At 62.9% G+C, this 20,307-nt stretch carries 12 protein-coding genes; 4 read left to right on the top strand and 8 right to left on the bottom strand.

Annotation, left to right across the window (positions count from 1 at the left end; genetic code table 11):
- Nucleotides 1-140 precede the first annotated feature (140 nt).
- Nucleotides 141-1,550 carry a type I glutamate--ammonia ligase gene (gene glnA / locus ACODTZ_RS21680; protein ID WP_018900557.1) on the bottom strand — a complete coding sequence of 470 codons (1,410 nt, stop codon included), beginning with the start codon at nt 1,548-1,550 and terminating at the stop codon, nt 141-143.
- A gap of 56 nt (nt 1,551-1,606) precedes the next feature.
- The gene (locus ACODTZ_RS21675; RefSeq protein ID WP_018900556.1) at nt 1,607-1,945 is read right to left on the bottom strand and encodes a P-II family nitrogen regulator; all 339 of its coding nucleotides are present in this window, start codon (nt 1,943-1,945) and stop codon (nt 1,607-1,609) included.
- Between the two features lie 342 nt (nt 1,946-2,287).
- Between ACODTZ_RS21675 and ACODTZ_RS21670 the strand changes: the two genes are divergently transcribed.
- Nucleotides 2,288-3,763, top strand: coding sequence for an NAD(P)H-hydrate dehydratase (locus tag ACODTZ_RS21670; protein WP_489027941.1), 1,476 nt, complete (start codon nt 2,288-2,290; stop codon nt 3,761-3,763).
- Here the strand turns inward: ACODTZ_RS21670 and ACODTZ_RS21665 are convergent, their stop codons facing one another.
- From ACODTZ_RS21665 to uvrA, 4 genes are read right to left on the bottom strand one after another with little or no spacing between them, the layout of a single operon-like run.
- Nucleotides 3,764-4,570 carry a DUF72 domain-containing protein gene (locus tag ACODTZ_RS21665; protein ID WP_489027939.1) on the bottom strand — a complete coding sequence of 269 codons (807 nt, stop codon included), beginning with the start codon at nt 4,568-4,570 and terminating at the stop codon, nt 3,764-3,766. It lies immediately after the preceding gene.
- Nucleotides 4,567-4,830, bottom strand: a complete 264-nt coding sequence (locus ACODTZ_RS21660; RefSeq protein ID WP_489027938.1) for a hypothetical protein — start codon at nt 4,828-4,830, stop codon at nt 4,567-4,569. The genes ACODTZ_RS21665 and ACODTZ_RS21660 overlap by 4 nt, the downstream gene beginning before the upstream one ends.
- Complete coding sequence (locus ACODTZ_RS21655; RefSeq protein WP_489027936.1) at nt 4,827-5,153, bottom strand: DUF4258 domain-containing protein; 327 nt, start codon at nt 5,151-5,153, stop codon at nt 4,827-4,829. The genes ACODTZ_RS21660 and ACODTZ_RS21655 overlap by 4 nt, the downstream gene beginning before the upstream one ends.
- On the bottom strand, nt 5,150-8,071 hold the full coding sequence (uvrA, locus tag ACODTZ_RS21650; protein ID WP_489027934.1) for an excinuclease ABC subunit UvrA: 2,922 nt from the start codon (nt 8,069-8,071) through the stop codon (nt 5,150-5,152). Before uvrA ends, ACODTZ_RS21655 begins: the two co-directional genes overlap by 4 nt.
- A gap of 274 nt (nt 8,072-8,345) precedes the next feature.
- Here uvrA and ACODTZ_RS21645 point away from each other — a divergent pair, with 274 nt between their 5' ends.
- Nucleotides 8,346-8,906, top strand: a complete 561-nt coding sequence (locus tag ACODTZ_RS21645; protein WP_047512240.1) for a single-stranded DNA-binding protein — start codon at nt 8,346-8,348, stop codon at nt 8,904-8,906.
- Nucleotides 8,907-8,975: 69 nt separating this feature from the next.
- Here ACODTZ_RS21645 and ACODTZ_RS21640 read toward each other — a convergent pair whose 3' ends face one another.
- Nucleotides 8,976-9,620, bottom strand: coding sequence for a MarC family protein (locus ACODTZ_RS21640; protein ID WP_018900549.1), 645 nt, complete (start codon nt 9,618-9,620; stop codon nt 8,976-8,978).
- A 225-nt stretch (nt 9,621-9,845) separates the two neighbouring features.
- Between ACODTZ_RS21640 and gyrA the strand changes: the two genes are divergently transcribed.
- Together gyrA and ACODTZ_RS21630 are read left to right on the top strand one after the other, a co-directional pair.
- Nucleotides 9,846-12,659: a DNA gyrase subunit A gene (gene gyrA, locus ACODTZ_RS21635; protein WP_489027931.1), complete on the top strand. Its 2,814-nt coding sequence runs from the start codon at nt 9,846-9,848 to the stop codon at nt 12,657-12,659.
- Nucleotides 12,660-12,959: 300 nt separating this feature from the next.
- Nucleotides 12,960-13,271, top strand: a complete 312-nt coding sequence (locus ACODTZ_RS21630) for a hypothetical protein (protein ID WP_489027930.1) — start codon at nt 12,960-12,962, stop codon at nt 13,269-13,271.
- Between the two features lie 122 nt (nt 13,272-13,393).
- On the opposite strand, the gene ACODTZ_RS21625 is transcribed toward ACODTZ_RS21630, so the two are convergent.
- Nucleotides 13,394-20,122 (bottom strand): apolipoprotein A-IV repeat region-like domain-containing protein, encoded by a 6,729-nt coding sequence (locus ACODTZ_RS21625; protein ID WP_489027928.1) that lies wholly within the window; start codon nt 20,120-20,122, stop codon nt 13,394-13,396.
- Nucleotides 20,123-20,307: the final 185 nt, after the last annotated feature.

Raw genomic sequence — 20,307 nt, 5'->3', positions numbered from 1 at the left:
CTTTCATCACCTGATTTGGTGATTGATCTCACCCAAATCAAGATTTGTGCGAGAACTCGTCACATGAGTGTCACATCAACGCGAGGTTTCCGTGACGTCGGATAGACGAAAGCCCCGGCGAACCGGGGCTTTCTGAGGGCTTACGCCGAGTAGTACATGTCGTATTCGACCGGATGCGGGGTCATGTCGTAGCGCATGACCTCGATCATCTTCAGCTCGATGAACGAGTCGATCTGGTCGTCGTCGAAGACGCCGCCGGCGGTCAGGAACTTGCGGTCCTTGTCCAGGCTTTCCAGCGCTTCGCGCAGCGAACCGCACACCGTCGGGATCTTCTTCAGTTCCTTCGGCGGCAGGTCGTAGAGATCCTTGTCCATGGCCTTGCCGGGATGGATCTTGTTCTTGATGCCGTCGAGGCCAGCCATCAGCATGGCGGCGAAGGCGAGGTATGGGTTCGCCATCGGATCCGGGAAGCGGACTTCGACGCGCTTTGCCTTCGGGTTGCTGCCGAACGGAATGCGGCACGAGGCCGAGCGGTTGCGTGCCGAATAGGCGAGCAGAACCGGTGCTTCATAGCCCGGGACGAGACGCTTGTAGGAGTTCGTCGACGGGTTGGTGAAGGCGTTCAGCGCCTTGGCATGCTTGATGATGCCGCCGATGAAGTAGAGGCAGCTCTCGGAGAGACCGGCATATTCATCACCCGCGAAGCTCGGCTTGCCGCTCTTCCAGATCGACATGTGGACGTGCATGCCCGAGCCGTTGTCGCCGAAGATCGGCTTCGGCATGAAGGTTGCCGTCTTGCCATAGGCATTGGCGACCTGGTGCACGACGTATTTGTAGATCTGCATCTTGTCGGCGTTGCGAACGAGCGTGTCGAACTTGATGCCGAGTTCGTGCTGGGCAGCGGCCACTTCGTGGTGGTGCTTTTCGACGACGACGCCCATTTCCGAGAGAACCGTCAGCATTTCGGAGCGCATGTCCTGGCAGCTGTCGATCGGCGGAACCGGGAAATAGCCGCCCTTGACGCGCGGACGGTGGCCGAGGTTGCCGGTCTCGTATTCGGTATCGTCGTTGGACGGCAGTTCGGTCGAATCGAGCTTGAAGCCGGTGTTATAGGGGTCGGCCTTGTAGCGAACGTCGTCGAAGATGAAGAACTCGGCTTCAGGACCCACGAAGACGGTGTCGCCGATACCGGATGCCTTCAGATAGGCTTCAGCCTTCTTGGCGGTGCCGCGCGGATCGCGGTTATAGGCTTCGCCGGAGACCGGATCGAGAATGTCGCAGAGAATGACCATGGTGGACTGCGCGAAGAACGGGTCCATGTGGACGGTTTCCGTGTCGGGCATCAGCACCATGTCGGATTCGTTGATCGCCTTCCAGCCGCCGATCGAGGAGCCGTCGAACATGACGCCATCGGCGAACATGTCTTCATCGACGCAAACCACGTCCATCGTGACGTGCTGCAGCTTGCCCTTTGGGTCGGTAAAGCGCAGGTCAACAAACTTGACGTCGTTATCCTTGATTTGCTTGAGGATTTCGCTTGCGGTCGCCATAAAATGGTTCCTTCATTTGAGAAGACGAGACGATTGCCTCGCCTGGACCAAACAGGTCAGATCGCATCGACACCGGTTTCGCCGGTACGGATACGAATGACTTCTTCGATATTGGATACGAAAATCTTGCCGTCGCCGATACGGCCGGTTTGCGCGGCCTTGCGGATCGCGTCGATGACGGCCTCCGCGTTCTCGTCGGCGAGGACGACTTCGACCTTCACCTTCGGCAGGAAATCGACGACATACTCCGCGCCACGGTACAATTCCGTGTGGCCTTTTTGGCGACCGAAGCCCTTTGCTTCCGTGACTGTGATCCCCTGCAGGCCAACTTCCTGAAGGGCTTCCTTCACTTCGTCCAGCTTGAAGGGCTTAATGATCGCTTCGATCTTTTTCATGAGAAAATGACTCTCCGCTTCTCCCGTTATAGCAGGCTCATACCCACCCCCCGATAGAATGCAGTTATCGTGCCAGTTGGAAAGCGGAATCTTCGTGGAAATGGCAGCCGGAGACCGAAAGTCGAGCGATTTTCAGCAATTTCAACGATTTTTTTGTCAAAAACGGCGCAGGTTGCAAGCGAAAAGCTTAAATTTCGACCGAAACGAGGAATATTCACGATGTCTCATGCTTTCTTTCTGGCTTGTTGTCACGATTAAAATATGTGCAAATGAACAAATAATGATCTTCCAGATTTTGCGCCAATCGGTTGTTTTTTAGGCGGATTCTGCTTCAATGGCTGAATGGACAATCAACTCGCAGACCTTCTCCTCACCCCCGCAGAAATGACCGCGGTCGATGCCGCCGCTGCGGCCTCGGGCATCGACAGTTTCGGCCTCATGCTGCAGGCAGGCGCCAGGGTGGCGGCGGCCTTCCTGCGGTACTATCCCTCTGCGCGGCGGGCCGTCGTGTTGTGCGGTCCCGGTAACAATGGCGGCGATGGGTATGTGGCGGCGCAGTGCCTGCAGGATAGCGGTGTAGAGGTCGCGCTGTTTCATCTGGGTGATCCCGATCGGCTGAAGGGCGACGCTGCGCGGGCCTTTAGCGGTTGGTCGGGTAAAGGGGCGCCTATCGAGGAATACCAGCCTGCCGAAGGTGATGTTGTTATCGACGCGCTGTTCGGGGCTGGGTTGACGCGGGCGGTGCCCGAGGCGGTCATAGCGGTGATCGCAAGAATCGAGAAAGCTCGCCTGACGGTGCTTGCCGTCGACCTGCCATCCGGCATCGACGGCCGGACGGGCATGATGCTGGGGGCGGCATTTGCCGCCGAGCGCACGATCACGTTCATGACACGCAAGCCGGGGCATCTGCTGATGCCGGGTCGGGAGCTTTCCGGCGTGCTTGAGGTGCTCGATATCGGTATACCTGCACGCATCGTGCGTGGGCAGGCATCGGGCAAGCTGGCGGAGAACCGGCCGGAACGGTGGCAGCGGTGGCTGCCATCATCCGGGCAGGAGACGCACAAGTACAAGCGCGGCCACCTCGTCGTCTTTTCGGGCGAGAAGGGCAAGACGGGTGCTGCGCGGATGTCGGCCATGTCCGGATTGAAGGCCGGCGCCGGGCTGGTGACGATCGCCTCGCCCGCGGATGCCATGGACGAGAACGCGACGCATCTGACGGCCGTGATGCTGCACGGCGTCGATGGGGACGCCGAGCTCCTGGATTGGCTGAAGGACGAGCGGTTGCGCAGCTTCGTGCTCGGGCCAGGCTTCGGGGCAGGCGAGAAGGCGCGTGGTTTCGTGGCAGCACTGTCCCATCGGCATCTGGTTCTCGACGCGGATGGCATCACATCCTTCCGCGAGGATCCCGAGGCGCTGTTCGCATTGTTCGCGGAAGGCGAGACGCGGCTGGTTCTTACGCCGCATGAGGGCGAGTTTTCGCGATTGTTTCCGGATATCGCTGCGGATGCCAATCTCGGCAAGGCCGACAAGGCGCTGGCGGCCGCGGCGCGGGCCAATGCGGCCATCGTCTACAAGGGGCCCGACACCGTGATCGCCTCGCCGGATGGTCGGGCGCTGATCAACACCAACGCGCCGATCTGGCTAGCCACCGCCGGCTCCGGCGATGTGCTGGCGGGGATAATCGGCGCTCTGATGGCGCAGGGGCTGCCGGCCTTCGAGGCGGCCGCCGCCGGCGTCTACATGCACGCCGAAGCGGGCAACCGGGCTGGCAAGGGACTGACGGCGGAAGACCTCGTCAGCCACGTCTTGCCACTCTGACTACTTGCCGACCTCTTCCTGCAGCGCGATGGCGCCGAAGGGGGCGTTGACCTTGCCTTCGTGGATCATGAACGCGAAGACGTCGCGCGGCTCGACCTTGACCTTGCGGTCGCTATCGATAAGCGGCAGATCATCAGGCACCTTGCCCTCGGCCCATGTCTCCAGGCGCTTGGCCCAGGCTTTCAGCTCCTTCGGCGGGTAACAGGTCCTGATTTCGTCCGAGCCCTTCTGCAGGCGCGTATAGACGAAATCGGCGGTGACATCCGCCACCATCGGATAATCGAAATGTTCGGCGACAACCGGGGCGACGCCGTATTTCGCCAGCAGCGCCACGAACTCAGGCACCTTGAAGCTGTCGTGGCGGACTTCGACCACATGCTTCAGCGGCAGGCCATCCTGCTTGTCCGGCAAGAGCTTCAGGAAACCCTCGAAATCCTCCGGCTCGAACTTCTTCGTCGGCGCGAACTGCCAGAGGATGGGGCCGAGATGCGGGCCGAGTTCGACGATGCCCTGGCCGAGAAAACGCTCGACCGATTCACCGGCCTCGGAGAGGATCTTGCGGTTGGTGCTGAAGCGACTGGCCTTGAGCGAAAAGATGAAGCCTTCAGGGACATCAGCCGCCCACTTGGCGAAAGTCTCAGGCTTCTGTGAGCTGTAATAGGTGCCGTTGACCTCGATGACCTTCAGCTGCCGGCTGGCATAATTCAGCTCGTCCTTCTGCTTCAGCGTGGACGGGAAGAAGTGGTTGCGCCAGGGCTCGAAGGTCCAGCCGCCGATGCCGACGCGAATGGTGCCGGGTTTTTTCATGACTTCAATCCATCCTGTTCGTTTTCGCCAAAACCGCTCTTCGGATAGTCAGCCTCGCGCGGCACGAGGCGGTAAACGCGTCCATCCTTCTCGGCACCTTCGAAATCATGCGCACGAAGAGCCCGACGTACGCGATCAAGCTTGCGGATATCTTCCGGGCTTACCGTCGGGGACCATTCGCCGCCATCGTCGTGAAGCTCCACGACGACCTCGGCGGCATATTCCCCCTCACGAATGAGTTGCGACGCCTGTCTCGTCATTGTGGCTTCCTCCTGGTGAAATCGTCATTCCAGCGATCTGGATCGGGAATGTATGCTGTTATCAACACCGCCGGTTCGGATGCGCCTGATGGGATGCCCCAAAGCAAATGTATGGGGCGTCCGCGTTCGTCCGTCTGCAGGACCAGAACACAGGAACCCCTGTGATACTCAGGATACTCCTCCACGACGAGCGCCGACGATATATCCATCACCAACGGCTCGATCAGCAGATGGTCGTTCAACAACTCCTGCAGTGCGTGTGCCGAGACCCTGAACTTGCCGTCAGCGATCAGCACACGCACCGTGGAGAGGATATCGCTCACTCCGCCGCCTGCACCTTCTTCACTGGCCGCCGCTCCAGCAGCTCTTTCAGGAACTGGCCGGTGTAGGACCGCTTTTCCTTGACGATCGCCTCGGGCGTGCCAGACGCCACGATCTCGCCGCCGCCGTCGCCGCCTTCCGGGCCGAAGTCGAGGACCCAGTCGGCGGTCTTGATGACTTCGAGGTTGTGCTCGATAACGACGACCGAGTTGCCCTGGTTGACCAGTTCGTGCAGCATTTCCAGCAGCTTTGCCACGTCGTGGAAGTGCAGGCCGGTGGTCGGTTCGTCGAGAATGTAGAGCGTGCGGCCGGTCGAGCGCTTCGAGAGTTCCTTGGCGAGCTTGACGCGCTGGGCCTCGCCGCCCGACAGCGTGTTCGCCTGCTGGCCGACCTTGATGTAGCCGAGGCCGACATCGAAGAGGGCTTGCAGCTTGTCGCGCACGGCGGGGACGGCGGCGAAGAACTCGACGCCTTCCTCGACGGTCATGTCGAGCACGTCGGCGATCGACTTCTGCTTGAAGGTGACGTCGAGCGTTTCGCGGTTGTAGCGCTTGCCGTGGCAGACGTCGCAGGTGACGTAGACATCAGGCAGGAAGTGCATCTCGATCTTGATGACGCCGTCGCCCTGGCAGGCCTCGCAGCGTCCGCCCTTGACGTTGAAGGAGAAGCGGCCAGGCTGATAGCCGCGCGCCTTTGCTTCCGGCAGGCCGGCGAACCAGTCGCGAATCGGCGTGAAGGCGCCGGTATAGGTGGCCGGATTGGAGCGCGGGGTGCGGCCGATCGGCGACTGGTCGATATCGATGACCTTGTCGATATGCTCGAAGCCGTCGATGCGGTCGTGATCCGCCGGGATTTCGCGCGCGCCCATTACTCGGCGGGCGGCGGACTTGTAGAGCGTCTCGATCAGGAAGGTGGACTTGCCGCCGCCGGACACACCGGTGACCGCCGTGAAGACGCCAAGCGGGATCGATGCCGTAACGTTCTTCAGGTTATTGCCGCGGGCGCCGACGACCTTGATTTCCTTGCCCTTCTTCACCTTGCGGCGTTCCTCGGGAACAGTGACGCCGAGTTCACCCGACAGGTATTTACCGGTCAGTGACTTCGGGTTGGCCATGATGTCCTGCGGCGTGCCGTGGGCGATGACCTGGCCGCCATGGATGCCTGCGGCCGGGCCGATATCGACGACGTCGTCAGCCTGCAGGATGGCGTCCTCGTCATGCTCGACGACGATCACGGTGTTGCCGATGTCACGCAGGTGCTTCAGCGTTTCCAGCAGGCGGGCGTTGTCGCGCTGGTGCAGGCCGATCGATGGCTCGTCGAGCACGTAGAGAACGCCGGTGAGGCCGGAGCCGATCTGCGAGGCCAGGCGGATACGCTGGCTTTCGCCACCCGAGAGCGTGCCGGAGTTGCGCGAGAGGCTCAGATATTCGAGGCCGACATCGTTCAGGAAGCGCAGGCGGTCCCTGATCTCTTTCAGGATGCGGACGGCGATCTCGTTCTGCTTGGCGTTGAAGCTGTCAGGCAGCGTCTCGAACCAGTCGCGGGCGATCCGGATCGACATGTCGGTGACCTGGCCGATATGCAGCTTGTTGACTTTCACGGCCAACGCTTCCGGCTTCAGGCGGAAGCCGTTGCAGGACGGGCAGGGTGCTGCCGACATGTAGCGCTCGATCTCCTCGCGCGCCCAGGCGCTGTCGGTTTCCTTCCAGCGGCGCTCGAGGTTGGTGATGATGCCTTCGAAATTCTTGTGCGTCGTGTAGGAGCGGGCGCCATCGACATAATGGAACTCGATCTTCTCCTCGGTGCCGTTGAGGATCACGTCCTGCGCCTTGGCGGAGAGGTCGTTCCAGCGGGCGCCGAGCTTGAAGCCGAAATGCTTGCCGAGCGCTTCCAGCGTCTGGTTGTAATAGGGCGAGGACGACTTGGCCCATGGAGCGATCGCGCCGTCGCGCAGCGTCCGCTCGGGTTCCGGCACGATCAGGTTGGCGTCGATCTTCTGCTGCGCACCGAGGCCGTCGCAGGTCGGGCAGGCGCCGGCCGGATTGTTGAAGGAGAAGAGACGCGGCTCGATCTCCGAGATGGTGAAGCCGGAGACCGGGCAGGCGAACTTTTCGGAGAACAGCACGCGTTCGTGCGTCTCGTTGAGCGACTTGTTGGCGGAGCCGCCGGCGGCGGTTTCCTCCACCGGTAGCGGCTTGTCGGCGAATTCGGCGATGGCGAGGCCGTCGGCGAGCTTCAGCGAGGTTTCAAGGCTGTCGGCAAGGCGGGCCGAGATATCGGCGCGCACGACGACGCGGTCGACGACGATATCGATGTCGTGCTTGTACTTCTTGTCGAGCGCAGGGGCGTCGGCGATCTCGTAGAACTGGCCATCGATCTTGACGCGCTGGAAGCCCTTTTTCATGAGCTCCGCGAGTTCCTTCTTGTACTCGCCCTTGCGGCCGCGCACGAGCGGCGCGAGGATGAAGAGGCGCGTGCCTTCCTCGAAGGCCAGGATGCGGTCGACCATCTGGCTGACGGTCTGGCTCTCGATCGGCAGGCCGGTGGCCGGCGAATAGGGAACGCCGACGCGCGCGAAGAGCAAGCGCATATAGTCGTAGATCTCGGTGACGGTACCAACAGTCGAGCGCGGGTTGCGCGAGGTCGTCTTCTGCTCGATCGAGATTGCCGGCGAGAGGCCGTCAATCTGGTCGACATCGGGCTTCTGCATCATCTCGAGGAACTGGCGGGCATAGGCCGACAGGCTCTCGACATAACGGCGCTGGCCCTCGGCATAGATGGTGTCGAAGGCGAGCGAGGATTTGCCCGATCCCGACAGGCCGGTCATGACGATCAGCTTGTTGCGCGGCAGATCGAGGTCGATGCCCTTCAGATTGTGCTCGCGCGCGCCACGGATTGAAATCGTCTTCAGTTCGCTCATCGTCTTCTGCTTCAATGTCTCGGGGGGATAAGAAGAGCCTTTATGTAGTGATGCCGGCTGGCGAGTCGAGGCTGAATATCCCTGTGGTTCACGCTTTTCGATTCCGTTGACACGATGATAATGATAAAATAGAACAAATAAAGAACAAATTTCGTTGTGGATTAACGAAGCTCAACCGCACACCGGCGAAGGCCGATGGGGTAAGGTGTTGTCAATTTCGTTGCGCATGTTGCGATCTTCGCAATATCGGCAACACGACAAGAAGGTGAAAAGTATGGCTGGCAGCGTGAACAAGGTAATTCTGATCGGAAACGTGGGTGCAGACCCCGAAATCCGTCGGACGCAGGACGGCCGGCCGATCGCCAACCTCCGCATCGCGACATCGGAGACCTGGCGCGACCGCAATTCCGGCGAGCGCCGCGAAAAGACCGAGTGGCACACCGTGGTCGTCTTCAACGAAGGCCTGTGCAAGGTCGTCGAGCAGTACGTCAAGAAGGGCGCCAAGCTCTATATCGAAGGCGCGCTGCAGACCCGCAAGTGGCAGGACCAGCAGGGCCAGGACCGTTATTCCACGGAAGTCGTGCTGCAGGGCTTCGGGTCGACGCTGACGATGCTTGATGGACGCGGCGAAGGTGGCGGCGATCGTTCTGGCGGCGGTTACGGCGGTGGCCGTGGCGGCAATGCCGGCGGTGGTGATTTCGGTGGCGGCGGCGGTTATGGCGACGATTACGGTTCGCCTTCGCAGTCGTCGGGCCGTGGCGGCTCGGGCGGTGGTTCGTCTTCCGGCGGTGGCGGCAACTTCTCGCGCGATCTCGACGACGATATTCCGTTTTGATCGTGCAACCGATCGCAAGGATTCAGACGGCGCGCCTTGGGGTGCGCCGTTTGCGTTTTAACTGAAAGCTCAGACGGGCGAGGGAACGAGGTTCATCGCCGACTTGATGCCATCCACGACGAACTGTGTGGCGAGCGCCGCCAGGATGACGCCGAGCAGGCGGGTCAGGATGGCGCGGCCGGTGACGCCGAGGAAACGGTCCAGCCGGTCGGCGATCAGCAGCGCGAGGAAGAGCAAGAGCAGGCTTGCGGCGATCACGATGATCAGCTGCGCGAGTTCGAAAGCCGTCTGCATCGAGCCCGCGATCAGAATGGTCGCGGAGATGGCGCCCGGGCCCGAGATCAGCGGGATCGCCAGCGGGAAGACGGCGATGTTCTGGATATGGTCGACGGTGATCGCGGCCGTGCCCGTCTTCTCCTTGCGATCCTGGCGCTTCTCGAACACCATTTCGAAGGCGATCCAGAAGAGCAGCAGGCCGCCGGCGATGCGGAAGGCGCCGATCGAGATGCCGAGCACGCCAAGCACGCTCGATCCGAAGAGTGCGAAGACGGCAAGAATGATGAAAGCGATGATCGTGCCGCGCAACGCCACCTGCTTGCGCTGGGCTCTGCTCATGCCGACCGTGAGGCCGAGAAAGATCGGCGCGAGGCCGGGCGGATCGATCGTCACGAGCAGGGTTGTGAAGGCGTTGATCAGTTGGTCGGCGCTTGCCATCATGTCTCCGTATACCCATATCCGGGCTTGGTTTTCGCGCGATTGTGATGTGGGCAAACCGATTTTGCAAATGTCGCGGCGTGCGTGATGGTGACTGGGGCGGATAAGCCTCGATTTGCCCTGATTAGACCGTAAAAGCCTGTTCAAAACTTCCTGCAAAATTGGCTTAGGAACAGCCTTTCCGCTATAAATCTTCAAGTGATTCTAGAAGAGATGTGATCCATTTTGACTGAGCAAACACCCCCCGGCGGCGGGAAGCTCCCGCCAGGCATCGAGCCCATCTCCATTATGGAGGAAATGCAGCGGTCGTATCTCGATTACGCGATGAGCGTTATCGTCAGCCGCGCGCTTCCTGACGTGCGCGACGGCCTCAAGCCCGTGCACCGGCGCATCCTCTACGGCATGTCCGAGCTCGGCATCGACTGGAACAAGAAATACGTTAAATGCGCCCGCGTGACCGGGGACGTGATGGGTAAATACCATCCGCACGGCAACACCGCGATCTACGACGCGCTGGCGCGTATGGCGCAGGACTGGTCTCTTCGCCTTCCGCTCATCGACGGCCAGGGCAATTTCGGCTCCGTCGACGGCGATCCGCCGGCGGCCGAACGCTACACCGAATGCCGCCTCGAGAAGGCCGCGCATTCGCTGCTCGACGATCTCGACAAGGAAACGGTCGATTTCCGCGATAACTACGACGGCACGCTCTCCGAGCCCGTGGTCGTCCCCGCGAAATTCCCGAACCTGCTCGTCAACGGCGCCGGCGGTATCGCCGTCGGCATGGCGACCAATATTCCGCCGCACAATCTCGTCGAAGTCATCAATGGCTGTATCGCGCTGATCGACGATCCGGCGATCGAACTGCCCGAGATGATGCAGATCATCCCTGGTCCAGACTTCCCGACCGGCGCAAAGATCCTCGGCCGTTCCGGCATCCGCTCGGCCTACGAGACGGGTCGCGGCTCTGTCATCATGCGCGGTGTCGCGACGATCGAGCCGATGCGCGGCGATCGCGAGCAGATCATCATCACCGAGATCCCGTATCAGGTGAACAAGTCGACGATGATCGAGAAGATGGCCGAGTTGGTGCGCGACAAGCGCATCGAGGGCATCTCCGACCTGCGCGATGAATCCGACCGTCAGGGCTATCGCGTCGTCGTCGAATTGAAGCGCGACGCCAATGCCGACGTCATCCTGAACCAGCTCTATCGCTATACCCCGCTGCAGACCTCTTTCGGCTGCAACATGGTGGCGCTGAACGGCGGCAAGCCGGAACAGCTGCAGCTGCTCGACATGCTGCGCGCCTTCGTTTCGTTCCGCGAGGAAGTCGTTAGCCGGCGTACGAAGTTCCTGCTGCGCAAGGCTCGCGAGCGCGCGCACGTCTTGGTCGGTCTGGCGATCGCTGTCGCCAATATCGACGAAGTCATCCGCGTCATCCGCCAGGCACCGGATCCGCAGTCCGCCCGCGAAGAGCTGATGACCCGCCGCTGGCCGGCGCATGACGTCGAAAGCTTGATCAGCCTGATCGACGATCCGCGTCACCGCATCAACGAAGACATGACCTACAACCTCTCGGAAGAGCAGGCACGGGCCATTCTCGAACTGCGTCTCGCCCGTCTGACGGCCCTTGGCCGCGATGAAATCGGCGACGAACTCAACAAGATCGGCGAGGAAATCAAGGATTACCTCGATATCCTGTCGTCGCGCGTGCGCATCCAGTCGATCGTCAAGGACGAGCTTGCTGCTGTCCGCGACGAGTTCGGCACGCCGCGCCGCACCGAGATCATGGATGGCGGTCTCGAGATGGACGATGAAGATCTCATCGCCCGCGAGGACATGGTCGTCACCGTCTCGCATCTCGGCTACATCAAGCGTGTGCCGCTGACGACCTATCGCGCACAGCGCCGCGGCGGCAAGGGTCGCTCCGGCATGACCACGCGTGACGAAGACTTCGTTAGCCAGCTATTCGTGCTCAACACGCATACGCCAGTTCTGTTCTTCTCCTCGCGCGGCATCGTCTACAAGGAAAAGGTCTATCGCCTGCCGATCGGCACGCCGACCTCTCGCGGCAAGGCGATGATCAACATGCTGCCGCTGGCTCCAGGCGAGCGCATCACCACCATCCTGCCGCTGCCGGAGGACGAGGACAGCTGGGCAACGCTCGACGTGATGTTCTCGACGACGCGCGGCACCGTGCGCCGCAACAAGCTCAGCGACTTCGTCCAGGTCAACCGCAACGGCAAGATCGCGATGAAGCTCGAGGAAGAGGGCGACGAAATCCTCTCCGTCGAGACCTGCACCGAGCATGACGACGTGCTTCTGACGACGGCGCTCGGCCAGTGCATCCGCTTTGCGGTCGACGACGTCCGCGTCTTCGCGGGCCGCAACTCGATCGGCGTACGAGGGATCAACCTCGGCGACAACGACCGCATCATCTCGATGACGATCGTTGGCCATGTCGATGCCGAGCCGTGGGAACGCGCCGCCTACCTCAAGCGCGCTGCCAATGAGCGTCGCCTGACGACGGGCGAGGCGGAAGAAATCGCGCTCGTCGGTGAGGAAGTCACCGAAGAGGGACAGCTGAGCGACGAGCGCTACGAAGAGCTGAAGGCACGCGAACAGTACGTGCTGACGGTTTCCGAGAAGGGCTACGGCAAGCGATCCTCGTCCTACGATTTCCGCATCTCCGGCCGTGGCGGCAAGGGCATCCGCGCCACCGATACGTCGAAGACGGGCGAAATCGGCGAACTCGTCGCCGCCTTCCCTGTCGACGACAACGACCAGATCATGCTGGTTTCGGATGGTGGTCAGCTCATCCGCGTGCCGGTTGGTGGTATCCGCATCGCCAGCCGCGCGACCAAGGGCGTGACCATCTTCTCGACCGCCAAGGACGAGAAGGTCGTATCGGTCGAGCGCATCCGCGATCCGGAAGACGAGGTCGAGGAAGGTGCCGAGAACGGCGACGAGACCGCCGTTGTGCCGGGCGAGGAGCCTGCCGCAGAGGCCGGTGACGAAACGCCGCCGGACGCCGAGGCGTAAGAATTCCGCGTACCGGGTTTCCGGTGGGTGGATGTGAATTGAAATAGAAGGGCCGGACCTTATGGGTTCGGCCCTTTTTGTTTGACTTGCGGAGGCCTTGGCGCCGCTCTCAGCGAGCTTTCCGCGCGGACGTCGATGGCTCTGCGGACGGCGAAAGAGATGTTGTTTTTCTTGATAAATCCCTGGGTTGCAGTCCGCGTTGTTTTTGGTGAATATTCCTCAGTATGCAACTAAATGGCGATTCGCTGGCATGATGGAGGATCTGCCCGCCGATCGCTCGATGACCAGTAGGAGGACGTCATGCACCCGTATCTGCTGCAATCGCAAGAGACCGCGCGAGCCTCGGATCGCCTTGACGTGGCCGACGCCTCGCAGAAGCGGATGCTCGTCATATCGGCCGCGAGAGCGATCCATCGCATGCATGCCGAACTGGGCATCGATCTCGCCCAGAACGAGCTACGGCGCGGCCACATCGTCTACGACCTCGCAGAGCTTGCGACGCTGATCGACGACGGCGTGCCGGATCATGTGGTGGCCTCCGGGCTGAAGGAGGCTGCTGAGGTAATGGCAAGTCTTTGCCATTTGCTGACGGAGAATGCTGCCGCGGAGTGAGCTTCCGGCGCCGTTATCTGGTGCGGCGATGGTTGCGGACATTGAGCGTTCAGCCCAAGCCAACAGAACAAAAAGGCCGCATCGTTTCCGATGCGGCCTTTTTGTTTGTCTCTCGTTGCGCCTTAGTTCAGGCGGCCTGCCGCGTGGGCGAGCATGGTGTAGACCTTGCCGGTGTCGGAGGTCAGGTAGGACTGGGTGATCGTCCGGTCGCGGTCGGTGCGGGCGACGTCGGCGAGCAGCTTTTCGAAGTCGGCGATGTAGCGGTTGACGGCGGTGCGGAATTCCGGCTCGCGGTCATACTTGTGCTTGATCTCGTCGAAGGTCTGCTGGCCCTTCAGCGTGTAGAGGCGGCGCGTGAAGACGTCGCGTTCGCCACGCTGGTAGCGGCGCCACAGATCGACCGAGGCATCGTGATCGATGGCGCGGGCGATGTCGACGGAGAGCGAGTTCAGCGATTCCACCACATGGCGCGGATTGCGGTTGTCGCCGGCGCGCGGCGCCTGGGGTGCTGGTGCCTCTACGCGGGGTGCCGGCTGGCGGGCAACTGCTTCTTCTGCACTCTCGTCGCGCGATGCGCCGCGCAGCAGGTCGCTGATCCAACCACCGGATGCCGGCGATGCGGCAGGCGCCTGGGTCACAGCAGGAGCGCGCTGCGGCGTCGCAGGCGTTGCTGCCGCAGTGCCGAGCGAACCGCGCAGGCCGAAGCCTTCGATCGAGGAGGGCGGGATGGCGGCGGCGGCCGGGGTCGGCAGCGGCGTGGGGGCCGGGGCCGGAACGGGAGCCGGCTGCGGCTGCTGCTGGATCGCGGGCTGCACCGGCGCCTGGCGCGGGGCAGGCTGCGGCTGCTGGGGCTGGGCGAGCGTGCGGGCGGCTGGCTCGGAAACCTCGAGCTGCTGCGTCGAGCGGCCGACGATGTGCGAGATGTCCTGCAGTGCCTTGATCTGCTCGGAGACGGCGCGGCGCATGGCGGCGGCGCTCTCCTTGGCTTCCTCGGGCAGGTCGAATGCGCCGCGCTTCAGCTCGCTGCGCGTCATGTCCAGTTCCTTGCGGATATCGCCGGCGGAGCGGCGGATTTCCTCGGTGGCGCCGGAGAAGCGGGCGACGGCCTCGTCGACGGCTTCGCGCAGCGATTCACGCATCTGCTGTGCCGCGCCATCCGACAGGCGACCTGCGTCGCCCATCATGCGCTCGACTTCCGACAGCGACGCCGTCAGGCCGCCGCGAACGCGGTTTGCGAGTTCGCCGGAGCGGCGCTCGGCATTGCCAAGCGTGGTGTCGAGCGTCGCGTTGACGTCTTCGCTGGCCTTGCTGACGCTGCTGCGCATCGCTTCGGCTGCTTCGGCGGCGCGCTTTTCGGCATCCGAGAGCGTGGTGCTGATATCGGCGAAGGAGGACTGGACGTCCTGGCGCAGATTGTGGCTGACCTGGTTCGAGCGCTGTTCGGCGCGATCGAAGGCAGAGTCGACCATGCTGCCGAGGGCGCGCATCGTCTTTTCGATGTCTTCCGAGCGCTGGACGAGGCCGACCGAGAGCGTCTGCAGCGCGGATTCGCGATCTTCCAGCGTCGAGACGAGGTTGGACTGGGCGGCGCCGAGCAAGCTGGAGGCCTGCGTCAGAACCTTGGAGTGCTCGTCGAAGCGGCCGATGATGCTGCCGACCTGCGACAGCGTCTGGCCGGAGATGTCGGACAGGCGATCGACCTTGCCTTCGAGAAGGCGGGTCGAGGCCGCGACCATTTCAGCCGCCTTGGAGGCCGAGTCGGTGAAGCGCGAGGTGGTGTCGCCGAGGCGGCCGTCCACTGCGCTCAGCTCTTCGGCCGCGCGGCTCATCATCTGGCCCATGACCATGCTGTTGTCGGACAGGCGGTCGATCAGGCGGTTGACGTTGGAGAGCAGGCTGTTTTCGATTGCATCGACGGCCGAGGTGGCGCGTTCGGTGCGGGCGTTGATCGCGTCGATCAAAGCGGTGTTTTCGGCACGCAGGCGCTCGGCGCTCTGGTCGCTCGCCGCCGTGAGCTGTGCGGCACTCTGCTCGCTGGCGGCGGTGATCTGTGCAGCACTCTGTTCGCCGGCAGACGTGATCTGCGCTGCGGCGTCGCGGCCGGTCTGCGCGTAGCGATCGATCATCGGGCGGGCGGTCTCGTCGAGAATGCGCGACAATTCGGTCGTGCGGCCTGCGAGCATGGAGTTCAGCTCGCGGGTGCGGTCGTCGAGGGCGGCGCGGATGGAGCTTCCACGCGCTTCGAGCGCCTGCTCAACCGTGTTGAGCGTGCCATCGAGTTCGCGCGAGCGCTCTTCAAGGCCGCTGCGGATCGCATTGCCGCGTGCTTCGAGCGCACGGTCGACATCGGCCATGGTGGAGGCGATCTCTTCGCTGGCGCTTGCGATCGTCGTACGGATATCGGTGCCGTGGCTGGCGAAGGTGTTCTGCGCGTCGTTCAGTGCCTTGGAGATGGCACCGACCTGGCCGCTGACCAGCGTTTCGGCCTCGGCCACCTTGTTAATGATGGCGTTGCCCGCTTCGGAGAAGGTCTGGGCGACGGCCGCGGCCTGGCCGGCGAGGCGGTTCTGCGCCTCGGAGACGCGGCCGACGATCTGCTCGGAGCGCTCACCCATCGACCGGGCGAAATCGTTGCTCTTGGCGTCGAGGCCTTCGGCGAACTGCTGGCCGGTCTGGCTGAGGGAGGCCGCGGCGCGCGTGGCTTCTTCGTCCATGCCCTGCGTGGTGTCGGCAACCGCGCTGCGCAGCGAGGCGGCGAGGCCGGCAGCCTTGCCTTCGATGGTGCGGTTGACGGCATCAAGGCCGACGTTGAGCGCGCGGTCCATGGTGGACAGGCGTTCGTCGATCTTGGCGGTGCCACGGTCCATGGCTTCGCCGATGCCTGCGGTGCGGGCGTCGATGCCATCAGTCAGGCTGGCGGCGCGGCTGTCGATCTCGGAGGCGAGGTGGCTGGTACGGCCATCAATCGTCTCGGAGAACTTGGCAATGCTGTCATCCACGGCGGAGGCGATGCGGCCGGAGGTCTCGTCGCTCAGCGCGCCGAGCCTGGAGATGCCATCCGTCAGCGTGCCGGTCAGGCGTTCGCCTGCGGCATCGACCTGCTGGGCAACACCGCCGACGCCGTCGCGGATGCGGTTTTCAAGTGCTGCGAGGCCGGCTTCGACGCGCGAGCCGGTATCGGCGAAGCGGCCGGTCATGCCCTCGATCGACTGGTCGAGGTGCGAGGCGAAGCTCTCGGTAGAGCGGGAGATTTCGTCGGCTGCGGTCTGGAAGCGACCGGCGATGTTGCCGGTGCTGTCGCGCAGGCGGTCTTCCAGCGACTGGGCGCTGTTGTCGATCGCCTGGCGGATCGAGGCTTCGCGATCTTCCAGCGACATTTCAAGCATGCTGACGCTTGCGGCGATCGAGGCGCCGATGGTCGTCGCCTGGTCGGAGAGCGTTTCGCCGATCTGGTTGTGCGCTTCGTTGAGCGTCAAGTTGATGGCCTGGGTGCGGTCATCGAGCGTGGCGCGGATGCGGGCATGCGCCGAGACGAGGCCGTCTTCCAGCTTGGTCGTGGCATTGCCGGTCAGCGCCTCGAAGCGGTCGGCAGCCGAGGTCAGGCCACCTTCGATGCGATCAGTGCCATCGGTGATGGTGCTGGAGATGGAGGAGGCGTGCTCGGCGAGCGTGCGTTCCAGGCGCTGCTGGTTTTCGGTGTAGGCGCCGCGGATTTCCTGGGCCTTGTCGGTGAAGGCGCCGGCGACGCGGGCTTCGGCTCCGGCGACGCTATCGATCAGCGCGTTGGTACGCGCGTCCAGAACCTCGTCGAAGCGGCTTTGGCTGTCGCCGAGCGAGATGGCGAGCGCCATGGACTTTTCGGCCAGCGTGTCGGCGAGGCGGTCGTGGACGTCGGCAACCGTGTCGTTGATCGACTTGGCGTTCTGCGAGAGCGTGCTTTCGATCCGGTCGTGGCCGCTGACCAGCGAGTTCGCGATGCTTTCGGCATGGTGGCCGAGCGTATCCTCGAGGCGCGAATGGCCTTCGTTGAGCGCGATCGCGAGACCCATGGCCTTGTCGTCGAGGGCTTCGTTGATCCGGTCGTGACCGCTGGCGAGAGAGGTCGCGATGTTGCCGGCATGGCGGCCGAGCGTGTCTTCGAGGCGCGAGTGGCCTTCGTTGAGCGCAATCGCGAGGCCCATCGACTTGTCTTCGAGCGCTTCGCTAATGCGATCGTGACCGCTGGAGAGCGAGGCAGCGATGCCGTCAGCGTGGTGCGCCAGCGTATCGGCGAGCCGGCCCTGGCTGTCGTCGAGCGAAATGGCGAATGCCATGGCGCGGTCGTCGATCGCCTCTGTTAGCTTCTCCTGGCCGGCGGCGAGCGACTGCGAGATGGCTTCCGCGCGGCTGTCGAGCGCGGTCTCGATGAGGCTGCGGCCTTCGTTCATGGAGGCGTTGAATGCGGCGCTGCGTTCAGCGATGGCGTCGGCAAGCTTGCGTTCGCCTGCTGCCAGCGACTGCGAGATGGCGCCGGCATGCGAACCGAGCGTGTCCTCGATACGGCTGTGGCCTTCATTGAGCGAAATGGCGAGCGCCATGGCGCGGTCGTCGAGTGTTTCGGCAAGACGGTCGTGGCCGGAAGCGATGGAGCCGGCGATGGCATCGACCTGCGTGCCAAGCGTCTCCTCGAAGCGGCTCTGGCTTTCGTTGAGCGAGATCGCGAGCGCCATTGCCTTGTCGTCAAGCGTATCGGCGAGGCGGTCATGGCTGCCGGTGACGGCTTCGATGATCGCTTCCGAGCGGCTTGCAAGGGTGTTTTCGAAGCGCGACTGGCTGTCGGACAGCGCGCCGAGGAAGACGCCGCTGCGCGCCGACATGACGTCGTCGATGCGCTCATGGGCGGAATCCAGCGCCTGGGTGATATCCTCAGCGCGCTTGGAGATCGTGGTGTTCAGCTCATCGGCACGGCCGAAGGCCGAGGTGATCTGGTCGGTACCGGCCGAAACCGCCGAGCTCAGATCCGACGTCGTCGACAGCAGCGTGTCGCGGAATTCGGTGGCGCGGGCCGACAGGTTGTTGTGAAGCTCAGAGGTGCCGGAGGCGAGCGCCAGCGAGATTTCGGAGGTGGCGTGGCTGAGCGCCGAGGTCATTTCCGTGGTGCGCGCGCCGATGGCGCTGGCCACTTCGTCCACCTTGTCGGTGAGGGTGCTTTCCAGGATTTCGCGTCCGGTCGAAAGCGCCGTCGTCAGCGCGAAGGACTGGTCGGTCAGCGACGAGCCGATGCGCTCGATGCTGGAGCTCAGGATGCCGTTCAGCGAGTCCGAGCCGCCAGTCAGCGTGTCGTTGATGCGGTTCAGGCTCTCCATCAGCTTGGTGTCGAGCGTGCCGGCGCGCTTGTCGAAGGCGTTGGCGAATTCGGCGACGCGTTCGTCGAAGGAGGTCGACAGCTGGGCGACGGTCGCCTGCAGGCGCTCGTCGAAGAAGCCGGAGCGCAGGTCGAGGTCCATGATGGTGTCATCGACGCTGGACTGCAGGCTGTGGCGGAAGCTTGTGCCGCGCTCGTCGAGCGTGCTGTTCAGCTTGGCGAGAACGTCATCGAGCGTGCTGGTGATCGTGCGTTCGCCGCCGGTCAGGCTCTCGTTGATATCGCGGGTGCGCGCGATCAGGATCTCGTTCAGCTGGCGGGCGCGGTCGTTGAGTGCAGCGTTCAGCTTCTCGGCGTTGCTGTCCATCGTGGACGCACGCGTCTCGAACTGGCTGAGAATGGTGTTGCCGTGGTCGCTGAGGCTGGACGTCAACGAATCCAGGCGGTTATCGAACTCGTTGGCGAGCGCGAAACCGGAAGAGGTCAGGGTCTGCAGCAACGAATCGGTCTTGGCGGCAAGCAGGGTGCCGAGCGACTGGATGGCGGATTCCGACTTCTCGGTGATCGTGGCGGCGCGCGTATCGATCATCGACGCGAAAGCTTCGCCCGAGGTTGCAAGACGAACGGCGATTTCTTCGGTGGCCAGCGACAGGTCTTCGCGCAACTGGTCGTGAACGCCGACGATCGAGGTGCGGATGCGCTCGGCGTGGTTGACGATCGCCTCGCGCTCCGATCCGAGTTCGTGGACGAGACCGCGCACGCGCAGTTCGTTGTCGGCGTAGCTGCGCTCCAGCGCGTTGACTTCGGAGTGGACGAGGGTCTCGAGCTCGGAGGCGCGGGCGATGGTGCGCTCAATGCCTTCGTTCATGGCCGAGACTTCACGACGAACGGCCTGGCCGACCGTCATGATGCGTTCCGACGCGATTGTTTCCGGTTCGGACAGGCGCAGCGCCACTTCCGCCATCGAGCGGGCGGCGTTTCGCATGTCCTGGGCGCGCGCCATCATGATGGCGAAGGCGTAGAACAGGAGAACCGGGATGATGATGCCGACGAGACCGGCGATCACGCCGGGCAGGGCGACTAGGTCGGAAATCGAGCGGATCTGCCAGATCTGTGGCGAATAGAGGAGCGACATCAGGCCGAGGCCGCCGACGATCCACAAAAGCGAAACGAGCGTGGCGTTGCGCAGCGCCGGACGGGCGGAGCCGTTGTCGAGCGATTTCAAGAGCGAAGCGGGGCTGACCCGGCTGCCGTCGTTGGCGGCAAAGGCCGGCGCGCGCGATCCCTGCTCCGGGGAGCGGGGTGTGGCGGCGGGGCGCTGCTGCTTGGCATCGTCTTTACGCTGATTGCGGACAGTTGGCTTTTCGGACACTTTTGCCTCCGAGGCGTCTTGCTTCCTGACTTGTGGAGACGGCGTATCATCGTCCTCGAAGTCGATCTGCAGGGCTTCATCCAGCGCCTTGAACGCCTTGTCCTCGATCGATTCGTTGTACTTGTTGTTCGCCATTCCGTTACGCCTCGTTACATCTCAGCCGGTTTACTACGCATCCGGGTTTCCGCGTCACCCGAACAAACCTTGCCTCTGAACCTGTCCGCCCAAAATTCGTAGAGCGGATAAGTATGTCATTTCAGAGTGGATAGCTGCTTTCGCACACTTACGGTATCAAAACATTACCATTATCCACTTGGCGA

It is taken from the genome of Rhizobium sp. FG113 (assembly GCF_057809895.1).
Note: the sequence above shows the minus strand (reverse complement) of the source record. Positions and strands in the feature narration are given on the sequence as shown.